The sequence below is a fragment of the Desnuesiella massiliensis genome (assembly GCF_001403615.1).
In the GTDB taxonomy this organism is placed as follows: Bacteria; Bacillota; Clostridia; order Clostridiales; family Clostridiaceae; genus Desnuesiella; species Desnuesiella massiliensis.
In genome coordinates this window covers 1282243-1301106 of record NZ_LN879457.1, presented here as the reverse complement: position 1 = coordinate 1301106, position 18864 = coordinate 1282243, and the positions used below count along the sequence as shown (strand labels likewise).

21 protein-coding genes are annotated in these 18864 nt (G+C 31.8%); 6 read left to right on the top strand and 15 right to left on the bottom strand.

From position 1 onward, the window contains the following. The first annotated feature begins 97 nt into the window (after positions 1–97). The 3 genes from BN2665_RS24030 (at position 98) to BN2665_RS24020 (ending at position 1604) form a co-directional block, all read left to right on the top strand. The gene (locus BN2665_RS24030) at positions 98–580 is read left to right on the top strand and encodes a hypothetical protein (protein ID WP_055669621.1); all 483 of its coding nucleotides are present in this window, start codon (positions 98–100) and stop codon (positions 578–580) included. 293 nt (positions 581–873) lie between these two features. Continuing rightward, the gene (locus BN2665_RS24025; RefSeq protein ID WP_055669620.1) at positions 874–1341 is read left to right on the top strand and encodes a hypothetical protein; all 468 of its coding nucleotides are present in this window, start codon (positions 874–876) and stop codon (positions 1339–1341) included. A gap of 35 nt (positions 1342–1376) precedes the next feature. Next, entirely contained in the window at positions 1377–1604 is a 228-nt protein-coding gene (locus BN2665_RS24020) for a hypothetical protein (protein WP_055669619.1), read from the top strand. A 213-nt stretch (positions 1605–1817) separates the two neighbouring features. Here the strand turns inward: BN2665_RS24020 and BN2665_RS24015 are convergent, their stop codons facing one another. The 4 genes from BN2665_RS24015 to BN2665_RS24000 form a co-directional block, all read right to left on the bottom strand. Continuing rightward, the gene (locus BN2665_RS24015; RefSeq protein WP_055669618.1) at positions 1818–2771 is read right to left on the bottom strand and encodes a GNAT family N-acetyltransferase; all 954 of its coding nucleotides are present in this window, start codon (positions 2769–2771) and stop codon (positions 1818–1820) included. A 323-nt stretch (positions 2772–3094) separates the two neighbouring features. Next, a complete protein-coding gene (locus tag BN2665_RS26780) occupies positions 3095–3874 on the bottom strand; it encodes an effector binding domain-containing protein (RefSeq protein ID WP_055669617.1) in 780 nt (259 codons plus the stop codon). Between the two features lie 42 nt (positions 3875–3916). Then, complete coding sequence (locus BN2665_RS26775; RefSeq protein ID WP_055669616.1) at positions 3917–4420, bottom strand: helix-turn-helix transcriptional regulator; 504 nt, start codon at positions 4418–4420, stop codon at positions 3917–3919. A gap of 280 nt (positions 4421–4700) precedes the next feature. Then, positions 4701–5360 (bottom strand): HAD family hydrolase, encoded by a 660-nt coding sequence (locus BN2665_RS24000; protein ID WP_055669615.1) that lies wholly within the window; start codon positions 5358–5360, stop codon positions 4701–4703. A 264-nt stretch (positions 5361–5624) separates the two neighbouring features. On the opposite strand from BN2665_RS24000, the gene BN2665_RS23995 reads away from it, so the two are divergent. Then, positions 5625–6524, top strand: coding sequence for an AraC family transcriptional regulator (locus BN2665_RS23995; protein WP_055669614.1), 900 nt, complete (start codon positions 5625–5627; stop codon positions 6522–6524). A gap of 187 nt (positions 6525–6711) precedes the next feature. On the opposite strand, the gene namA is transcribed toward BN2665_RS23995, so the two are convergent. Further along, entirely contained in the window at positions 6712–7728 is a 1017-nt protein-coding gene (gene namA / locus BN2665_RS23990) for an NADPH dehydrogenase NamA (protein ID WP_055669613.1), read from the bottom strand. A 144-nt stretch (positions 7729–7872) separates the two neighbouring features. Between namA and BN2665_RS23985 the strand changes: the two genes are divergently transcribed. Both BN2665_RS23985 and BN2665_RS23980 read left to right on the top strand, forming a co-directional pair. Next, complete coding sequence (locus BN2665_RS23985; protein WP_055669612.1) at positions 7873–8208, top strand: winged helix-turn-helix transcriptional regulator; 336 nt, start codon at positions 7873–7875, stop codon at positions 8206–8208. 100 nt (positions 8209–8308) lie between these two features. After that, entirely contained in the window at positions 8309–8854 is a 546-nt protein-coding gene (locus BN2665_RS23980; RefSeq protein ID WP_055669611.1) for a nitroreductase family protein, read from the top strand. Positions 8855–8913: 59 nt separating this feature from the next. Here the strand turns inward: BN2665_RS23980 and BN2665_RS23975 are convergent, their stop codons facing one another. From BN2665_RS23975 to BN2665_RS23935, 10 genes are all read right to left on the bottom strand, one after another. Further along, the gene (locus BN2665_RS23975) at positions 8914–10185 is read right to left on the bottom strand and encodes a M14 family metallopeptidase (RefSeq protein WP_055669610.1); all 1272 of its coding nucleotides are present in this window, start codon (positions 10183–10185) and stop codon (positions 8914–8916) included. A gap of 92 nt (positions 10186–10277) precedes the next feature. Further along, on the bottom strand, positions 10278–10433 hold the full coding sequence (locus tag BN2665_RS27430; protein ID WP_195892737.1) for a hypothetical protein: 156 nt from the start codon (positions 10431–10433) through the stop codon (positions 10278–10280). Between the two features lie 730 nt (positions 10434–11163). Beyond that, complete coding sequence (locus BN2665_RS23970; RefSeq protein WP_055669609.1) at positions 11164–12243, bottom strand: DUF3810 domain-containing protein; 1080 nt, start codon at positions 12241–12243, stop codon at positions 11164–11166. Positions 12244–12290: 47 nt separating this feature from the next. Continuing rightward, positions 12291–12500 carry a helix-turn-helix domain-containing protein gene (locus BN2665_RS23965; protein ID WP_055669608.1) on the bottom strand — a complete coding sequence of 70 codons (210 nt, stop codon included), beginning with the start codon at positions 12498–12500 and terminating at the stop codon, positions 12291–12293. A gap of 16 nt (positions 12501–12516) precedes the next feature. Further along, positions 12517–13008, bottom strand: a complete 492-nt coding sequence (locus BN2665_RS23960) for a DUF2975 domain-containing protein (RefSeq protein WP_055669607.1) — start codon at positions 13006–13008, stop codon at positions 12517–12519. Positions 13009–13254: 246 nt separating this feature from the next. After that, on the bottom strand, positions 13255–14460 hold the full coding sequence (locus tag BN2665_RS23955) for a phosphopentomutase (protein WP_055669606.1): 1206 nt from the start codon (positions 14458–14460) through the stop codon (positions 13255–13257). Between the two features lie 18 nt (positions 14461–14478). Continuing rightward, positions 14479–15639, bottom strand: a complete 1161-nt coding sequence (locus tag BN2665_RS23950) for a YhfX family PLP-dependent enzyme (RefSeq protein WP_055669605.1) — start codon at positions 15637–15639, stop codon at positions 14479–14481. A 19-nt stretch (positions 15640–15658) separates the two neighbouring features. Next, on the bottom strand, positions 15659–16753 hold the full coding sequence (locus tag BN2665_RS23945) for an aminotransferase class V-fold PLP-dependent enzyme (protein ID WP_055669604.1): 1095 nt from the start codon (positions 16751–16753) through the stop codon (positions 15659–15661). A 12-nt stretch (positions 16754–16765) separates the two neighbouring features. Continuing rightward, entirely contained in the window at positions 16766–17641 is an 876-nt protein-coding gene (locus BN2665_RS23940; protein WP_055669603.1) for a phosphotriesterase family protein, read from the bottom strand. A gap of 3 nt (positions 17642–17644) precedes the next feature. Next, positions 17645–18763, bottom strand: a complete 1119-nt coding sequence (locus tag BN2665_RS23935) for an amidase family protein (protein ID WP_055669602.1) — start codon at positions 18761–18763, stop codon at positions 17645–17647. Positions 18764–18864: the final 101 nt, after the last annotated feature.

The following is an 18864-nucleotide window of genomic DNA, read 5'->3' as shown; positions in this document are numbered from 1 at the left end:
TAGTAAAAAATAAATTGCCTAATAGACATTAAATAATTACAGAGCTTTTTAATTCTCAAAACGTAATACTATAAAAAGGTATAGAAGGGTGAATTATATGGTATTTATAAAGAGATTTTTAGTTATCTTTTCTCTTACAGTTTTATTATTTTCACTTATAGGATGCGAGGGCAAGAATATAAGTGTTATTAATGAGAAAACAGAATTGAAAAATCCTCCTACATTAAAAGTATTTTACCAAGATGAAAGCATCGAGGCTAAACGAGGAGCATATTCTTGGACTGTTGACAATAATGACGGAACCAAAACTACAACAAATGGTGATAGTGCTGGTCCTAATGAATTAGTAAAAAACTCAACTCCATTAATTTTACCTCCTAAATCTACCTTAACGTTAGACTTCTCTGATAAACCAGAAACTACCATAGTTAATATATGGCAGGACAATAAACCTATAAAACAAACAATAACTGATAATAAACTATTAATGCCTGAATTAAAAGGTTTGATAGTTTATGAAGTAATAGCAACTTGGAAACAAGGAACTGTTTCCTATGCATTTTTAGTTAATATTAATTAAAAAGTTGATTAATATAATACGCAATTTTCTTATTAAACGACGTAAGTTCAATTTTACGTAGCTTTTGAAAAATATCGCGAATTACTAGATTTATATTTTGAAAAGGCAGTATATATTATCTTAAAAATAATATGTAGTCAATATATATTTTGAAAATCCATAAAATTTGTACGATATTAATTTTAGTATATTCTGATAGATATTAAATAAGTTATTGTAGTTTGAATTTGTATATCTTTCTATTTATAATCATTCTTATAACATGTGTGGTATTTTATGGGAGGCTTATGATTATGAAGAATGATTTTGAAAGAGTATTACTAGAAAATTGTTTAGGAGTAGAAGATTTAGATATTAATCTGAATAAGTTAAACTTTGAGTTTTTATCAAAGCCTTTGTTGATAGGTGGAAAGGCAATGGAATATTATCAAATAAGAGAATCAGGTCAAGATATTGATTTTGTTATAGCAGAAGAAGATTATGAACAACTATCATACAAGTATCCTAATCATGTAAAGGAAATATATGATGATTTTGGAGTATGTAAGTATGAATTTGAAATGTGGAAAAGTATTTGCTTGCTTGATTATAAATTTCTTTCGGAAGAAGCAGTTGAAGAAGATAACTTTCTAATAATATCATTTGAAAAATTAATGTTTTTAAAAGTATTGGCTATGAGACAGCCAAAATATTTAAGGGATTTGGAACTAATGAGAGATAGAATGGCTGAAATAAACACAATATTGCATGATTTCTATTAAGATGGAATATATCAGGAATACAAAGGAGGTTTTGCATGAGCGGATTTTTGAAATTAGAAGATTTTATTGAGCATTCAGATGTAAGTTATGAAGAAGCTATAGTGCAATTTTTACAGGATAACGGAATAGCGATTGATGATTTTGAGTATGTAGGAAAATGTGATGCGGAAAGATTTAGTGTCTGGCGTAGGGATATAAGATTCATCGAAGATGAAAACATTTTCACTTTCCACTTGGATGCAGCTGATGAAACGAGCCTGTGAAAAAAAGTCTACATCATTTGTGATACGCTCTCCGTAACAGGTATAACGTAGACTTTTTTATAGGTCTTCATGACTCAACAATACTTATCATAGAAAGCTATTTACAGAAAAAATTTCACACTCTCATTTATTAGGTACTTTCTCTACCTTTTTACTGTAACTTTATAAATTAACATCTTATTATGCTAATACACTTATTATTAAATTAGTTTTTTATCTAAGAATTCTTTCATCAATTCTTCTGACAAAGCTATACGTATAACTATCAAAAAACTTTTCCCAAAATTTTAATGCAGTTGGATTAATTGTCTCAAAATCCACACCTAATCGCTTTATATCATCCTTCTTTAGCGTTTCAATAACAAATGAAAGTAAACTCTGGATTATATTTTTTCCACGATAGCCTTCTTTCAAATATGCTCCACAAATATGCAAATAGTCTGGTTCTTCAGAAATAAATGTTTCCCCATCATTCGCAACTTCTAAATATCCTATTATTTCTGATTTATCCTTGGCAATAAAGAAACGCGATTGCCTATTATAACATCTCTCAGTAAATTTCTCCTCTGAAAGTTCTTCCTTTGGAAAATATGTAGGACTCTTTCTCATATGCCTCTCTAAACTGTTACTTAATGTTAATAGACAACCTGCTTTACTATAATGTATTTCATCATAAGAATACTCTGTGTTAATTTCAATATTGAGCAGCTTGTTAACATTTCTAATTGCATCTCCGCACCTTACGCCAAATCCATTCATCATCAAAGATTGCATAACTTCAGCATCATGGCTATATAGACAAATTGCATAACTTAAAATTTCTTCCTTAATCATTTCTTCTGATGTATATTGAAATAGAAGTGATGCTATTTTACCCCTATTTTCTCCGCCATAAGCATTTGCAAATAATGGAGAAAATGAACCTTTAACATTACCAAAATGCCCATTCACACTTCCCCAAAAACTTAAATACCCTAATACTTTTCCTCTTTCAACAGCTACCAATCCGCGCTTATTCTTAAAGATGTCACTTAACATATCAGTCAGAATATCTTTATAATCCTTCTCATATAAGGCTTCTATATGTTTCTGCTCCATATTGTATTGTGCTTGTGTAAGCTTAACTGCATCTTCTAAATACTTTTCATTTAACTTTTCAAATATCATTTTCTTACCTCTCTTTATAATCCATAAATTTTTCATTTTATATGCAGCCAATCCAAATTGGGGTATAAAAATACCCTGAAACAGTTAAATCCAACTACTCCAGGGTTAATAAATTTATATTCATAATATTGATTCATAACTTCAAAATTAATGCTATCTATAAAACAAAATTACATTTAATAACTTTCATCTGGAATAGCTGCATATATAAATTTAATAAAAATCTATTGTTCTTCTTAATCATACGCAACCACTCCTTTCAAATTTATATCCTTAATGTACCACACATGGATTATTAATGCAAGTATCAGAATATCTTAATCTTAGCTCTTTATAGGCATATAAATTTTAATACTTGGACATTCTGTTGGAGACAATTTACTATCTTGTACATACCATTCTTCAATCCACCTAATTTTAGGGTTTATTCGTTGTCCATTTAAGCCAATCCAATTAATCGCTTCTCCCCATGTTTTTAAAAGCTTATCAAAATTTGTATTACATGTTACAAAATTTCCTCCGTACAAAATGTCCTTTTTTATTCGTTTATCATTAATAGTAATTTCATCATCTACTGTTAACATAGCAATATACCATGTCTTTATTCCTTCTCTTCGGATATTATAATTATGATGAGCAAAAAATTTATATTTTTCTAAGGTATTTAATATACCATTAGCCTTAGCCCAATTCAGTAAAATATCCCATGCTTCATAGGGAGCTTTTTCTTCTTCACCAATAATTTTACACATGACTACATTTGTATTATTTAAAGATTCAATTGAAAATTTACTTTTCTCACATATTGGCATATATAAATCTACAGCATAATCAAAATTTTCATTAATACCTTCCAAATGTTCTTCCAGCCATTGATGAGAACCAAAATCATATTTACTTATTTTTACCCATGCTTTAAATCTTTGCCATGCATTTGCTATATCTTTAACTTGAACAGTAGTTACCGCATATAACCCACCCTCTAATTCTTTTACCTTTACTCTATCATCTTCAACATTACAATTATCATCAATGATAATACAAGCTTCATATCCATATCCATCTAAACCTGGCTCGCAATCAGGTGTATCATATCCGAACAATCTATATTTACTATTACCTGCAGTTAACTTGTTTTTTTCTGCCTATTCAAGCAAAACCTTAAAAGCATTATATTCAGGGCTTTTACCATAATACCTATAGTATGCCACTTTCATAGGTTCTAACTTTTTTAAGACTTTAATATCAGGGTATCTTTCAAGTAGGTCTCTATCTTGTACATCATAATATTTATCCAAAACACTCATCCTTTCAAAACTATATTTTATATTATGTTTTTTGAACGTTGAGGGATTACATCCCACAATATGCCGAAAAGCTCTAGAAAAGGCATCACCACTCTCGAACCCATATTTAATTGCAATATTCAAGATGGTACTTTTCTTAACCGTAATATCATTAATTGCCAGATTCATGCGTCTTTTTCTTATGTATTCCTTAACCGAATGCCCTGTTAATGCAAAAAACATTCTATAAAAATTTGAAAGTAACATATAAGCTTTTGAAGCTACTATATCTAAATCAATATAACTCTCTAAATTACTTTCAATATATTCAATGGATTCTTGTATTCGGTCATAATAGTTCATAAGAGGCTCCTCCCTAAATTACGAATATCATATGATAACTCTATTATAATAAAACCAACAGGTTACTTCCCGACATTTTTTCTAAAAATACTATAAAAATAAGAAAACTCTTACCTAAGATTTTTTATAGGTAAGAGTCAACATTCTTAACACATATATTTTCGTAATTTTTAGTTTATACTGCAATTATATAACCTATGATTTCTCTTAACATCAGTTATACATGGACTTAGCCAAAAACCTCGTTCCTTATGGTACGGTTCACCATATCATAAAGCAACTACTTTACAATTTTTCCTATATACGCGATATTTATATCGCTAATACTCTGTACTATAGCATCCGCATCCTCCCTATTTTGAGCTCCGGAATTTTGATTATCATAGGCAATGCATAACATTCCTGCGCTTTTAGCAGCTCTAACCCCATTGAAGGAATCCTCAATAACTAAACATTGCTCTCGTTTTACTCCTAAAAGCTCTGAAGCCTTTAAAAATATATCTGGATTCGGTTTTGGCTTTTCCACATCATGACCACTTACCACTACATCAAAGTATTTATTAAAGTTAAACATATTTAAAACCATATCTATATGCATTCTACAAGAAGATGAAGCTAAAGCTATTTTTATCCCTCTTTCATGAAGCTCTTCTATTAACTCCTTAACTCCTTCAATAGGCTTTAGGTCTTTGTGTTTTTTAATATATTCTACATATCTTCCCGCGTAGATTGCAATGACCTCTTCTACCTCTCCCTCAAAGTTAAACTTTTCCTTAAGCTGAGTAAACATTTCAATAGACGTACTTCCAATAAAGGTATTATACAATTCTTCACTAACCTGAATTTTTAACTCCTTCATATATTCTTTAAAAACCTCTTTATGTAAGGGCTCACTATCGATAATTACTCCATCCATATCAAAAATTACAGCTTCAACCATTATAATTCCTCCTAATATATAAAAAAATTAAAACTATCACTTTAATATTAACATAATTTAAAAATTAATGTTATTTCTTTCTTATGTTATATCAGCTTTCCTTCAGGACATAACTAAAGCAACTGTTAGCATTCTTTATACTTTTATTATTACCTTTATACCTTTTTAAATTTCAATATTAACAAATTAGGATAAGAAATTACATTTGTAAATGTTATTATATAATTACCGTACGGAAATTAATGATTATAAAGAGGTGACTTCATGGAGTATGTTAACTTGATTCAAAAAACTATTGATTATATAGATGAGCATATTCAAGATAATTTAACTGTAGATATGCTAGCTTCCATTGCCGGTTTTTCAACCTATCATTATTATAAAGTATTCAGTAGTTTTGTTCATTTATCAGTAATGGATTATGTAACGAAAAGAAAGTTACAGTTTGCTTTACATGATATAGCAATGGGAGCAAAGATAATTGATATAGCAATGGATTATGGCTTTGAGACTCATGCAGGCTTTAATAAAGCTTTTAAACGTGCTTTTGGATATCCGCCAAGTCTATATAGACTTCATGCACCAAAAGGATTACCCCCAAAAATTAGTTTATCATATTTAAAAGAGAATTTAACTGGAGGGATTATTATGGAACCTAAAATAATAGAAATACCTAGCTTTAAGGTAGTTGGGTATGAATTTAAGAATAACCTTAAAAACGTATTACGCTCAAGGGATATCCCAGCTTTCTGGGCTCAACGCGGCTTTGATGATAGCAATTGTGAGGAAAAATTGTATAAACAATTAAATCCATCAAAGCATGGAGAGTATTGTATCTGTATTAATACCGATATGACTACTGATGATTTTTCATATGTAATGGCTGTTGGGGTTGATAGCTTTGACAAAGCCACAGAGGATATGTATAAATTAGAAGTCCCTGCTGCTACCTACGCTGTATTTACCACCCCTGAGGTAAGTGAAGAGGAATTTGTAGATTCCATAAAAGGAACCTGGAGCTATATACTCCAGCAGTGGTTTCCAAATTCACAATATGAAATTGATGAAACTAAATTTGACTTTGAGTATTACGATGAGCATTGTCATCCTTGGGAATATGACAAAGTTTCAATGAAAATTTATATTCCAATAAAAAGCATATAAAGGTATAGGACCATACCAAAGTAAAAATTAATTTGATATGGTCCTATTTATTAATATTATAAAATAAAACTTTTCAATTCTTTTAGTTGCTTGCTTAAGGTTTTATGTGCAATTTATTCATGTTGTTTATACCTTATAATAATAATTTAAAACTTTTAGGGATTTCATTCTCTAAATCAAACTCAAATTAGTTAAAAGCGCCCTTATATTGCTCTGGATAGCTTATATCTGAATTTTTAATTTTAGCTTCATTTAATACAAAGTATGGATTTCTTAAAAGTTCCCTGCCAATTGCAACCAAATCCGCTCTATCATTTGATATTACTTCCTCCGCCATGTTAACATCTGTTATTAATCCAACAGCTATTGTAGGGATATTGCATTTAGCTTTAATTATACTTGAAAAATTAACTTGATATCCTGGATAGGCATTTATTTCTGCTGGAACCAATCCTCCTGTACTTACATGCACCATATCAATATATTCTTTAACATCATTTATAATTTCAACCATGTCATTTATATTTATTCCGCCATTTTTATAATCGTAAGCTGAGACTCTAAGCAAAATTGGTTTTTCCTTTGGCCATACTTCAGCCACAGCTTGTAGTACTTCTTTAAGAAATCTGGTTCTATTCTTTATATTTCCGCCATATTGATCTACTCTTAAATTCGATAATGGTGATAAGAATTGATGTATCAAATAGCCATGGGCTCCATGTATTTCTATAGCATCAAACCCAGCCTCATCAGCTCTTTTAGCTGCTTCTTTAAAACTTAATATGATCTCTTTTATTTTATCTTTAGATAACTCCTTAGGTAATGAACTTTTTTCATCGAATTTAACCTCACTTGGAGCTACAGCTTCTCCGGCTGTTCCTATATATTTTCTTCCACCATGATTCAATTGTATTGCAATTTTAGAGCCGTACTTCTTAACACCATGAACAATGTTTTTTAATCCATCTATATGCTCATCATCCCAAATTCCTAAATCCATATCTGTTGTCCTGCCATTTTTAGCTACTCCTGTAGCTTCAACTATTATAAGACCAACTCCTCCAATAGCTCTTGTAACATAATGATCATAGTGAAAATCCTTTACTTTACCAGTGTCATCTGAGGAATACATACACATTGGCGGCATAACAATCCTGTTCTTTAAATTAGTATTTTTTAAAGTATAACTTTTGAAAGTGTTCATAATTTTAATCTCCTTTTATTTAAACTACTTGCTTAATGTCATTATATTTTATATACTATACTTTGAAAAGTAGTGATATTTTTTTCATATAATTTCAAAAAAGTAAGTAATGTGATAAATCAATGAATGAAAGGAGTTTTTTTTATGTCAGAAATTAAACTTGAGCGTGGAAATCCTTCTGATAAATGCCCTATAGAAGAGGCGATAGATATCATAGGAAGTAAATGGACATTTCTAATAATAAGAGATTTATTAATAGATGGAACAATAAGATTTGGTTATTTGCTGCGTTCTTTAGAAGGAATAAGTCCTAAAACTCTATCTCTTAGGCTTCGTGAACTAGAAAAGTTCGGTTTAGTCAAAAGAATAGTTTATCCAGAGATTCCTCCAAAAGTTGAATATGAATTAACTGAAAAAGGGAAAAATCTAGAAACAGTATTTATAGAACTAAAAAAGTGGGGACTTACAATTATGCAATAGCATATTCTTAATCTTAAGTTCCTATTTCTTTGTTATATACACTGTTATTTTACTAATTTTAGTGTTAAAATTTATAAAAAATAGTTAGGAGGAATGACTCTTGTTAGAAATATTAAAGAAAAGAAGAAGTATTAGAAAATACACCTCTAAGAAGGTTGAAAAGGAGAAAGTTATCCAATTAATTCAAGGAGCCTTATTATCCCCTACTTCAAAGAATTCAAAGCCTTGGGAATTCATTGTGGTAGAAGATAAGAGCCTTTTGGAAAAGCTTTCTTTATCCAAATTAGGTGCTCAATTTTTAAAAAATGCTGATCTAGGTATAGTTATTTTAGGAAATCCAGCACTTAGCAGCGTTTGGATAGAAGACGCCTCCATTGCTACTACCGTAATTCATTTAATGTCAGAAGAACTTCAGCTTGGTTCCTGTTGGATTCAAATAAGGGAAAGGAGCCATGATGATAATACAAGCGCTGAAGAATATGTACGTAAGGTTTTAAATATCCCTGAGAATTTAGGGGTGTTAGCTATAGTTTCTATTGGTTATGCTGATGAAGTAAAGGAACCAAAGAATGCAAAGGATTTAAATTACGAAAAGGTTTATCTAAATACCTATAGCAAAAAATATCCCTTTGAAGAATCTAAATAATAAAAATGCCCTTCAGCTAGGATAAAAATCTCAGGCTGAAGGGTATTATTATAATGTTTCTATACAATAGGTGCTAAAAGAAGGATTTCAATATTATCGTTATATATGTCATTAAATTGACTTAACGGTAAAGGATTTGTTCCCTTTCCTACTTCAATAGTGTATCCCGGCCTATTAAATTTATCAATGAACCAGTCCTTATAGCCGGCATAAGAGGTTATGCCATAGGGCTGTGATAACATATAGCCACTAGCCTTTGCAAATAATTCACCTATTCTTCTAGCATCAGGAGGTATTTTATTCATGAAGGTCCAATATATTACCTCTCCTTGACTGTGATAGGCAATGACTAATCTAAAATTGTGATTGCGAGTAAAATCTGCTACAGCCTTAGATTCTGGCTCTGATTCAGGATAGGGGCCTGAATATCTAGTAGGTCCGGGGCCATAAACACCATAGGAAGCTTCTGCTTGTTTAGAAAGCTGCCAAGCGGCATTATAGTTATGATTTAAATCCACACCTCTGATATTGGCCTGCCACACTTTAGAAAAATCAGTACTTCCCTTATTCCATTGAATAAGCTGAGAATAATAAGGGTTATCTCTTTTCAATCCATCAATAACTAAATCTACTCCATCGGGATTTACCATAGGAATTATATAAATAGTGCTTCTATTCCAAATATCCCTCACATTATATCCCTTTATGGTAGTACCATCCGCATAAGCCTTTGAAAAGTTTTCAATAAACTTCATAAGCAGTGGGGAGGTAATCCATTCTAGTGCATGGTGAGCTCCATTATAAAACACCTGATTTGTGCCTCTGCCTAGTTTAATATAGTATAAATTTTTCCCAAGTACACTTTTTCCCGCTACTCCTACTTCTATAAAAGGATACCTTGCTTTTAGACCCATTATATCTTTTTCCATAATTTCGTAAGTATAGTTTACATTAGTATCCACTATATCAATTCCATAAGGTATTTTAATGCTTTGTCCTATGGTTAAATTATATACATTTATATTAGGATTTGCAGCCAGTATTCTTTCCACTGATGTAAAATGCCTTCTTGCTATATTATATATTGTATCTCCTGGTCTAATAGTATAGGTGTCGTAGCCAAGCCAAAATCGCTCTAAGGCTTTATAGGTATTATCTCCTATAATTCCATCTGGGGTTAAATTATTATCTCTTTGAAAGTTCTTAACTGCTGCTTCCATAGCACTTCCAAAAACTCCGTCTATGGCACCTTCATAATATCCTATTTTCTTTAGTATTGCTTGAATTTTCATCACATCTGATCCGCTAGAGCCTACCTTCAAAACTCTCATAACAATAAACACCTCAAATTATTTAGATGGTATTATTATATAGGTATTTAATTTCTTTTGTGACTAAACTGCCTTCAAAAATAGTTATAATTCTATTTATCGAATAATCCACCTTGCTTACCGCTTTTAAAGGCTTTTCTAGTTCCTCCCATATTCTTATCTGGCCTTAGAGTTTCTCCGTTTTTATTACCTTTTTTCTTTTTCTCTTCAATTAATTTCTTCATCATTTCTATATTCTTATCTGACATTTGTTCTTCTCCCTTATAATATAAATATTTAAGCTATTAGGCATCCTTTAAAATAGCTAATTATCTTTTAAAGATACTCTATTATATATTACAATATTATCATATTACTTGAAAGTAATATTTTTAAGTCAAAAAAAGCTTGCTTTTTAAAGATTACTGCATTATACTTATAAAGTTATCATAAAATTAATTTATAAAATATATACATTGCAAAAGTTCTAATACCTTCTGGCCAAGACATAATATAAAACTTTAATGCGATGTATGTATTACTCAGTACAATATGTATAATTACAGCTTTTCGAATATTAGAGTTTTATAAAATTAGCATTGGTCTATAATCTTTTGACTTACCTTTCATAGAGTCTTCAATTTCCACCATCTAATTTAATTCCTAATTTTTAAAATTTTGTTCTCTATTTGTACTAAATATGCCTGTTAAAGCATATACTATTTTATTGTAACAATTTTTAAAAATTATAGGAGGAAATTAAATGAACGTTAAAGAAAACTTTATAATTACAGAAGACATTATTGAAGAATGTCTAGCTGAATGTTTATCAGAATAGAATTCAAATATTTTGACTTTTATTTAAAAGGCTATTCTTTAGCCTTTTTTTAATGCACAGTGCACAATTCACAATGAAGGAAATTTTTTTCTCCGCTAGCGTAGAAAAAATAACAATAATTGTGCATTGTGAATTCTGAATTGTGCTTTGAAAAAAGCGACCTACATCGCTTTTTTCCTATACTCTGCAATTAACAAATCTACCATTCTTCCATAGCTCTCTACTCCATCCCCTTGTCCATTAGACTTTAAATAATTATCATTTATCTTATTAGAGGCCTCTTTTACTTTTCCTTCATATTGCTTCCAAAAGCTTGAGTAATATCTTAGATCTATCCTTACTCCTTCAGAATAATTTTTAGTCAATTTAATATATTCATCCATGTCCTTGCCGGCTAAAGCATTCATTGAATGAATTAAAGCTAGCATCGCCCCGGAATATTGAAAATCTGCATCTGGATGCATTGAGCAGCTTAAATAAGCAATATAATTGGCCTCATCTTCTCTGGCAAAACCTCTCTGATGTGCCATTTCATGAAGCACTGTAGCTGGGAGCATCATATCCGGTTCATTCACATTTACATTTGCTTCACCAGTATAGGGCATGTAAATGCCAGTTATGCCTGTGTAACTCATGGCTTTTGATAATAATATAGCTTTCGGTGGTCCATACTTTCCTTCAAGCTCCTTATAACCCTCAGAAGCCCTATCATAACCTTTTTGTGCTCGGTTAAAAATATCTTTGTATCCGCCACTAATTTCTATAACTCCTTCTGAATTCTCTTGTACCACTGTTCTTAAATTATTAGCTTTTTTTATAAGATTATCACAAAGCTCTGAAAGCTCCGATTTAGAAGCTTTTTTTAATTCTAATCCCATTATTTGATTCAATGGAAGTCTGTTGTAATTAAAGCCCCATAAAAACATAAACAGAATATACAACAGTGATGCATAGGAACTAATAATTAAAAAATGCTTTAAAAATTCACCACTTTTAATTTTCATAACTAGAGTTATAAAGAGGCCCATTAAAATCAATACTAATAGAGGTACCAATATCTCTGCCAAAGAAAAAGGGAAAACACCTGTAATAATGCTTAATAATTGCCTAGTAGCTCTATTTATAGAGGTTGAATAAACCCTATCAACAAATTTAGGATAGTGCTTAAGAATTAAATTTAAGATCATGGTAAATAGCGCAAATACTATTATACTAACTTCAAACTTAAGATTTTTTTTCATATTTCCTCCGCAGTTATCTTATATATATATTTTACCAAGGAATCTGTCTATTCTATATCGTCTCTATACTCCAAAATATCACCTGGTTGACATTGTAGTATTCTACATAATGCATCAAGAGTTGTAAATCTAAAAGCTTTTGCTTTATGATTTTTAAAATTTGAAACATTTGCCATAGTCATGCCAAGCTTTTCTGATAATTCTGTAAGGGATATTTTTCTTTTTGCCATCATAACATCTAAATTGACAACTATCATATCACTGTACCTCCAATTAAAAAGTAAGATCGATTTCTTCTTTTATCTCAGCCGCTTTTTTAAAGATATTTGACATAACTAAGGAAAGAAATCCTGCTGTTACAGCAATAAATGGAATAACTATCATAGGTATAATTGTTCCTGCATATAGAAAAAAGTCGTAAACAAAATAGAGTAACAACTCTGAGAATATAAAAATCAACACTTCGCTGAAGGAACATATGGCTATTATCTTAAATTCTTTTGCAATCTTAGGTGAAAAAGAATTCTCTCCTACAAGTAGTCCACAGATAGATTTTAATTTAAATAATGCCACAACATAAGGAATAGCGCAAGCATAGATACATCCTGTCAATATCCATTCCATATTGGGAACTGATAGCTCCATCCTTGAAACTTTTAAAAGTGCTGTCAATATAAGCGGAGTACCTATAAGTGCAAGAATTGTTAAGACAATTCCAAGCATCACAAACCCATTTAATACTTTTGAACTTATTCTATCTTTCATAAATATTACCTCACTTTAAAATATTTTTTAATTAACCATATTATATATCATCATTTTAATAATTTCAATAATTATTTATCGTTATTCTTTATATTTTTATTGTTTTAATAAAATCTTTCTCTTTTATGGTATTGCAAAAGGCGAATTGTAAGACAAGAATCCCATTTGTGGCCTAAAAATCTAGTTTTGTAAATGAATATTTGCAAAAAAACAAAAGCGAAGCAAAAATGCTTCGCAGTTTTAGTGCTAATTTAATTCTTTTAAAAAGGATGAGCCATTCTCGGTTCTATCTGCTTTGAAATAATCCACTGCTGTGGCACCTACATCAGACATAGTATCCCTAAGTCCAATAAATTTACCTTCTAAACCCTTTTTATATATCAAAAGTGGAACATTTTCTCTTGTATGATGGCTATGGCCTATAGTAGGATCGTTGCCATGGTCCGCCATCACAATTAAAATATCCTCTTCTTGCATTTTGTCCATAATTTCTCCAATATATTTATCAGCTATAGCCAACTTTTCTGCATATCTTTCTGCATTTTCAGCATGGCCAGCTAAATCCGTTTCCTGAACATTGGTGCAGATAAAGCCTTCTTCTATAGCTTCCATTTCCTTAATAGTAAGCTTCATTACCTCTTCTGTATCTACACAGGAAATGCTCTTTCCATAAGGATTCTCTACTATATCCGCCACCTTGCCAAGCAATACCACCGGAATACCTTTTTTGCCTAAAATAGTTGGTACTTGTACCTCAGCATCGATTCCATAGCCTAAATGAATAACTTCGTAGCCTTCATTATAAACTCCGGACTTTGGCGCATTTATTCCTATAAATTTATCTTCTTTCTCTTCTACGGCATTTAATATATCTTCTAGGCTTACATTTATTCCTCCAAAGGGAATAACCCTCGAAACCTTAACTACCTTCCTTACTATCCTTCCTATCTTTAATACCTCTTTATAAGGAATTAAATCTAAAGCTGCTGTAAGATTATAGATCTGTCCTGGATCTGCCTCAATATTATCTGCAACTGTAACGCAATTATTTACTAAAAGAAATTTTAATTTATCTCCTTTGTATTGAACTTCATATCCTGCACTAGTCAAGGCTTCATACACTTCATGGATACACTGTTGAAAGGGTTGAAATAAAGGCTTCTTAGGTTTTGTCCCCATTATTTCCTGGTGTCCATTGAAAGTATCAGCTCCAAAGTGTGCTAAAGCTGAAATACCATAGTTAGCCTTAGGATTCTTATGCATATACTCAGTTTCATCTCCCAAGGCATTCATTAATCCAAGCTTCTCTAAATTAGGTAATCTAAGCTCTGGCAATCTATCAAGAATGTGTTTACAGGTATTAGAACCAAGATCCTGAGGGCGCACTTCCTTTACATCTTCCATGGCTCCTACTCCAAAACTATCTAAAACCACTACCACAAATCTTTTCATATTATTTCCTCCTTTGCATTACCTCAAGCGCTTTCCTAGACTATCATAAATTCCTAGGATTTCCGCCTTACCCTGCTGAATTCCTTTAACCACAGCTACCTCACTTCTAGTTACAAAAATTTGCGTTCTAAAAGCAAGCAGCGCTGTATCACCAACCTTGGCATTACCCTGCAGCCCTATATAGTAATCTATACTATCGCTATCTGGCATTTCTGTTTTCAAGGTCTTCATATTATCCATATTTTGTCCTACAAAAGCATTCTCCATATGTGATCTTCTATAATGTCCACCTCCATAGCAAAAGCATTGAGATTTTAAATTATGAGAAATTTCACTGACGTAAATAATGGCAGGAATCTCTACCTCATCTCTTACTACATGCAGTGGAGTAGTTCCTAGTAGTCCATGACCTGGTTCTCCATGAGTTCCTCCCTGTTCAGCAATGATTTTTATACTGCTTCCACAGGTAGCAGAAGGAGTATTGATTTGACCTAATTTTATGGAGAAAGTCTTTTCGATAATTTCCTTTGCCTTCATAACAGTTTTTACATTATGAGTAGGTCTTATTTCTTTAAGATTTTCATCGTATAAAAAGCAAGGGAAAGAAGTTACTCCATAGACCCTAATATTAGGAAGCTTAATTATTTCAGCAGTACTTTCAATAAGTTCTTCTAAATAAAAACCCCCATACTGTGCTGGATATAACATATCACCTTCATCTATAACCCTAAGCATAATATTTTGATGCAAGCCTAGCTTTACAGCAGCCTTGGATATCTCCTTTGCCTTATCTATGGAATAAACCGTAATAACTCCTGGAGACTTTAAAAGCATTTCCTCCACCTTATGGCTAGGTACTTGAACTATGTGCCCTACATTTCCAAGCCTTACCCCATTATCGTACAGTACATCTGCTTCCTTATAATCTACTGCTACAGCACCGGCATAACCTAATTTCATAAGCTCCTTTGCAACATAAGGATTTCTTCCAAATTGCTTTGTCATAAAATAAAGTTCAATGCCATATTTATCTGCTTCTTCTTTTAAATAAGCTCCATTATTAATAATGGCATCTAAATCCAATATATAGGTATCCGGTTGTATTAAGCCTTGCTGATGAAGGCTAAAAGCTGCCTCTATTAAGTTAGGATTTTTTCTTAAAGTTGTGTCTAAAAACATATCTTTCACCCCCCGCTGCTTAACTTAATTGCTCTATTGCTTCTTTTAAAATTCTAATTATGGTGTGAGCCCCTGCTCTCATGGGATTAATTCTGATCATTCTCTCCTCTAAAGTAGGATCTGCAGCTCTAAAGGTTCCAGAAACTCTATAAAACATGGGTACAAATTCATATTTAGATTCCGCACCTACTGGATTAGGTGCTGCTCCAAGCTTCTCTGCATATTTCAATAACTCTCTGGCTATAGGCTTTTCAAATTCTACTAATAGTACTTTAGATTGAGCATTAGCTAAAAAAGCATTCTTTACCTCTTTTATTTCTCCACTATTCAATCTATTCACTAGTTCATCATTAACTTCTGCCTGAATAGCTAAAGCTACTGGCGCATAGGTAAGTCCTCTTAATACCTCCATAGCCTCATGACCTTGTACCTGCCCGCCTCCAGAGTAATTACTCTTTATTATCTTTTCGATATACTCTTTCTTACCTACTACGCATCCAATACCCTCTGGCCCTAAAAGCTTAAACATTGAAAAGGCAGATAAGTCAGCGCCACATTGCACTCCAATATTTTCAACCTTCATCACTGCATAATTATCATCAGTAATAATAGGCATATTTTCATCCTGTTTTTTTATAACTTCTACTACTTCTTTCATATCATAACAATCATCTATCTTTTGTCTTGTGTATTGAATAAGCACTCCGTCTATTTTGTTTTCTTCTAAGGCTTTCTTTATTTCTACGCTATTATTAAAATCTGCTTTAACAATATTTAGTCCCATGCTTTCAATAGTTACCATGGTAGTTGGATATATAGGTGCCTCATGGACAAGGATAGTTTGCCCTGGCTTTATCATGCTATATAATCCCCATCTAATGGCTGCGGTTCCTGCTCCTCTTACTAATACTGCAGCCTCTACCTGAAAAAAATCTGCTAATACCTTTTCTACTTTAAGGGTAGTGGTAGGTTTATTCAAGCCTTGAACTACTCCTAAATCTCCTAGAGATAGTATCTCTTCTCCATGAAAGTGCTTTGTTATAGTATCTATAAGTTTAAATTGAAATTTTTTTGCTTCCTCTATTGTAATGGATTCTAATGGGTATGCCTTCATGTTCTTCACTTCCTACTTAAAAATTTTCTGCGGGTTATTTCTTAGCATATTGTTTATATTCTGCTCTGATATGCCATTTTCTTTTATATAAGGTATAAAGCTATTTAATAGATAACTATAGCCAATACCACCTCTATGCTTTAAATGAGATTTTCTTGTGATATCTACAGACATGACCACTCTTTCAGAAAGACCTCTATTACATATTTCCTTTAACATTTCTAGTCTTCTTTCCTCAGACATATAATTTATCTTTCCTATAGTATCAAAAGCTACATATACACCTTTATCAATAAGCCTTAATATATAATCTATATCTCCGCTTAAATCTACGTGACCAATAATCACCTTATCTAAATCTATCTTGTATTCATTAAAAATATTAATTTGTTCTAAGCCTGAGGTTCCTAAGGTGGTATGAGTAGTAATTGGCTTTCCAGTTTCTATATGAGTCATAGCAGCCGCAATGATTACCTTCTTTTCTATAGGTGTTACAGTATCCTTGCTAGTACCAACCTCACCTATGATTTCAGCTTTTACTCCAGAGCCATCAATACCATATAAAATTTCCTCCACCATTATTTTGCTTAATTCTTTTTCACTAAGTTTATATACCTCTTCCGGAAGAAAAGGTTCTTTATAATAGCCCGTAGAGAAAATTACATTTATGCCAGACTCTTCTTGTACTTTAAGAGCAAAGTCTATATTTCTTCCCATGCCTCTATTGGTTACATCTACTAAATTCTCTACACCAAGTTTTTTTAATGCCTTAAACTCTTCAATAGTATCTTCCATCACATCTAATCTGCAGTCTAAGTCCTTTTTTACTCCGCTTAAATCTATGGTGATATGTTCGTGCATATAGGTGACTCCATCTTTTAATTTCATTTATTACACCCCTTTTACTGAGAATAGTATTTCGTTTTTCTTTCTTTTATAAGCTTCTTGAAAATATTTATGATATAACTCAGGTAGTGTATATAGATCTTTTATACCTTCAGCTAGGGCAATAGCTTTAATTCCTTCCTTAAGTCCTTCTCTTGCGGTGATTACTATACCTGAAGCTACCTCGTCTATAGGCAAAGTAATAGAAGTAGCGTTGATCATATTAGCAATTTTTATCATATATTTTCCACCTTGGTTTTGAATGCTCTTGGCAAAGTCGCCTAAGGTACCAAAAACAGAATCTCCAAAGCCCATTAAATCTATAGGGCCTTCTAAAGTAAGAATCATATCATATTCCTTTAGCTTATTTAGAGCCCAGGTTATGGATTTTTCTCTCTCGTAAAAGTCTGGAAACTTTTCTTCTATTATTTCTACCTGTAGTTCTGCTAGTCTTTTTACCACTTTTTCTAGACTTCTTCTCATGTCACTTCCATCAGGTAATTTTATATTATGCTCTTTGCAAACTAATACTTTAATATCTTTTAAATTAAGTAATTCTTCTTTATCTATATCAAGCATTGTATAAACGCAATCTTTCGCCTTCCTAAAGGATTGACTCATAACTCCAATCCCTGGTACAAAACTTATTCCATCCGTAGAGGTTTTTCCTGTATCTCCTTTTAGTCCCATGCCTTTTGCCATGATAGATATCAAATTAAGACTAAGAGCTGGAGCTAGTACAGAGCCACCTCCGTCAGTGCCTATTCCAATATCATTGATGCCATATAATACATTGATAGCGGTAGCACTAGAAGAACCTGTCATAGGTTTTCCCGTAATTGGATTTATTAAATTTATATCTATGGCTCTTCCTCCTTCAGCCATAGTATCAATGGTATGCCAAACATACTTTTTCGTATCAACTAACCTTTTAATATATCTCCTGCTTATTTGATCCGTATTCTTTACTCCAAAAGTAGTTACTTCCTCTTGTCCCTTTAATATTTCTGCAATTTCAACTAATGCATCCTCATTAACTTTCTCTACAGTGCTATCTATAAGCCCTAAAGCTCTTATAGAAGCCTTCGAAACTCTTAGCATTTTATTTATTTTATTATCTTCCATTAGCTTCACTCCTAAGGATAGATTTCTTTTAAAATGGAGGCCCTAGGCCTCCATTTATAGGGAAACACTAGGAAAACTTAACTTATACATGTTCCAAAATG